Below are 2857 nucleotides of genomic sequence, written 5' to 3'. Positions count from 1 at the left end.
CGCGAGCCAGTTAAAAGCACATCATTTGCGGGTAGACTATTTAAAAACTGCAAAGTATTTTGAATGATTTTCTCTTTCTGACGTTCAATGCCTTTTAAGTCATCCAGATAAATATTTTTGGGTGTATAGATGGCTTTAAGTTGCTGATTTTCCCATCTAAAAGCAGGTGCATTAAAATCTGTCTCTTGTTTAGGTTCAGGTAAGACCTGCTGTAACTGATTTAATACAAGTGATAATGTTTGAACTAAATTATCTGGTAAATCAATGGTAGCCATGGTAAGTCAATCATGTTAAACAGTAATTTACTAGGATACTAACACCGAAACTAACAGGCTGACAAAAAAGTTATTGTCTATACAGTTTATCGGTTTTGCAATTGATTGAAATCTTCAGACCGCGCATAGTGTTGTTGTGTCTATTCAGTAAAATCATCTGTGAAGATGAGGACGAAATATGTTTGAAAAAATACGCAGTGATATGAATCCGCATCAGGCCTACCGTATCAAAAAATTACAACGTCAGTTAGACATGGCTGAATCTTATGCAGAGTGGAAGTCTTTTGCATTAAAACTAGATGAAGAAACAGGGGTTCAAGAGTGGAAATTTGATAATAGTTCGCCTTACTTCGATGCAGAGCTCATTTCTTATAGATACACTTTACTGAAAAGATATCGCCAGCAACATCGAACGCTAGATCTTATTTATTTACTCAAAGAAGGTCTAACTTACGATATTGCAAATATTGGGCACCCGATGTTGTTTGCTGCAACACATGTGGGAACGAAAAAGTTAATTGAAGATTATATTGAAGAAGTTAGCCAAAGCTTGGCCTATATTGCTTCAAGTGAATGTATTACTTTCCAACGCAAAGAAAAAATTGAGTTTTTTGAAAATTGTGAAAAAGCATATGGACAACCAGCCCTTATGTTCTCAGGTGGAGCAACTTTAGGCCTTTTTCATACTGGGGTCTGTAAAGCTTTAATTGAACAAGATTTAATGCCTAAAGTGTTGTCTGGCTCAAGTGCAGGGGCAATTATGACAGGCATGCTCGGAACTTCTGCCAGTGAAGATGTTCAAAATTTATTAAATGGAGAACAATTCTTTAGTGATGCTTTTCATTTTAGAAAACTTCGTGAACTCATTAAAGGAAATGGTGGAATTGCCGATGTGCACTATTTGAAAAAGTTCCTTGTCGAAAATCTGGGTGATCTCACGTTTGAAGAGGCTTTCAAAAAATCTGGTTTAAACATTAATGTGGCAGTTGCGCCGTATGATGCAACAGAAAACCCGCGCATCATGAATGCTATTATGACGCCTAATGTTTTAGTGTGGAGTGCTGTGTTGGCTTCATGTGCTGTACCTGTGCTATTTCCACCCGTACGTTTAACCAGCAAACGTTATGACGGTGAACACACACCTTACATGGCAAACACAAAATGGGTAGATGGCAGTGTAAGAAATGATTTTCCCCAAGAAAGAATGGCTCGACTTTATAATTTAAATTACACCATCGCCAGTCAGGTGAACCCACATATTGTTCCATTTATGCAAAATGATGCAGACCGCTTTCGTAAAGATGTTTTAAGTTGGCCTGAACGGATTTTAAGACGTCAAGGTAAAGTGTTATCCATGGGACTTATGGACTTTACACGTCAAAGACTTGGTTCTATTTCTCCGATTAGACGATTACTCGATCATGGCTATGGTGTAATGGGGCAGCGTTATTATGGCGATGTGAATATCATTGCTAAATATGGCTTGAGTCACTATACCTATACTTTGCAAAACCCACGGCCACATTTGTTTAAACGCTTACAGCGAGAAGGGGAACGTGCGACTTGGCCAAAAATTTCTTCGATTGAGACCCATGCTCGTATTGGCAAGACGATTCAGCATTGTTTAGAAGTTTTGCGTTTTGAAGAAAAGCAACAACAGCCAGAGTCTTACTATGCTGAAGCATGATTTTGCTTCGAATATACAAAACTTAAAAAGTGTGACAAAACCTGCGAGTGCCGCTTTAGGGCGGTATCTATGGACATGCAGCATAGATAACAAAGACTATTGGTTAAAATATCATTTACCTGAAACAGATGTTCAAAGTGAGCAAGATTTCATTCATGAACAATTGTTTTACGAAGAAATTACTGATAAGAAACCTGCCTGGCTTTTACCTCATAACTTAATCGAAGTTAGTGCCATTCCTCAATTAAACCATTCTTTAGGTAAAGTTTTAATTTTACCCAATACTGATTTGTGGTTTGGTTCATTGTCTCATGAAACGGATTTAACTGATGTATATCATGCGATTTGGTCAGCACTAGATAAGCTCGCTGAACTCCATGGATTTGGTTGGATTCATGGAGATATTAAGAAAGAACATTTTCGAAAGTTTGAGCAAAATCCTTATTTGATTGATTTTGAGAAAGCCCGACTTATATCAAGCTCAGATTTAAGAATGGATGCTACACCACGATATATGGCTCCAGAGCTGTTTAGAGGCGCTTCTAAGGATATACAAAGCGATTTATACGCATTTGGTATCGTTTTATATGAATGGTTAACTCAAACTCGTTTAGAAGCAGGGAGTTACTATGATTGGGCAGTATTGCATTGCCAAAATTTAATCATTCAATTACCGACACAACTTGTGATTTTTTATCCATTACTTTCGGGTTTATTGCAAAAAAAGCGGCAAAATCGATTCTCAAATGCTGCTGAAGCGATCAATTGCTTAAAAACAGTTTGAATCTGATAAAAATCATTGGTCTAGTTTCTGTATACAAATTACACGGTCAGTTTTTTTTAGAAAAAAAACACTTGTCACTGTAAGTTCTTATCGCTAATATACACAGCCATC

Annotated in this window: 3 protein-coding genes; 2 read left to right on the top strand and 1 reads right to left on the bottom strand. The window is 37.2% G+C overall.

From position 1 onward, the window contains the following. On the bottom strand, positions 1-275 hold a 275-nt coding region (locus UC75_RS20465), incomplete at its 3' end, for a DUF815 domain-containing protein (RefSeq protein WP_228137220.1). A 178-nt stretch (positions 276-453) separates the two neighbouring features. On the opposite strand from UC75_RS20465, the gene UC75_RS06500 reads away from it, so the two are divergent. Continuing rightward, positions 454-1962: a DUF3336 domain-containing protein gene (locus UC75_RS06500; protein ID WP_049837078.1), complete on the top strand. Its 1509-nt coding sequence runs from the start codon at positions 454-456 to the stop codon at positions 1960-1962. Then, entirely contained in the window at positions 1949-2746 is a 798-nt protein-coding gene (locus UC75_RS06495; RefSeq protein ID WP_049837077.1) for a protein kinase domain-containing protein, read from the top strand. The genes UC75_RS06500 and UC75_RS06495 overlap by 14 nt, the downstream gene beginning before the upstream one ends. Positions 2747-2857: the final 111 nt, after the last annotated feature.

The organism is Acinetobacter sp. V2, assembly GCF_001188385.1.
Classification (GTDB): Bacteria; Pseudomonadota; Gammaproteobacteria; order Pseudomonadales; family Moraxellaceae; genus Acinetobacter; species Acinetobacter oleivorans.
The sequence above is the reverse complement of the archived record's forward strand: the minus strand, read 5'-3'. Positions and strand labels throughout refer to the sequence as shown.

Coding starts and splice junctions, on each gene's coding strand:
- UC75_RS06495 (WP_049837077.1), top strand. CDS start 1,949: ATGCTGAAGCATGATTTTGCTTCGAATATACAAAACTTAAAAAGTGTG.
- UC75_RS06500 (WP_049837078.1), top strand. CDS start 454: ATGTTTGAAAAAATACGCAGTGATATGAATCCGCATCAGGCCTACCGT.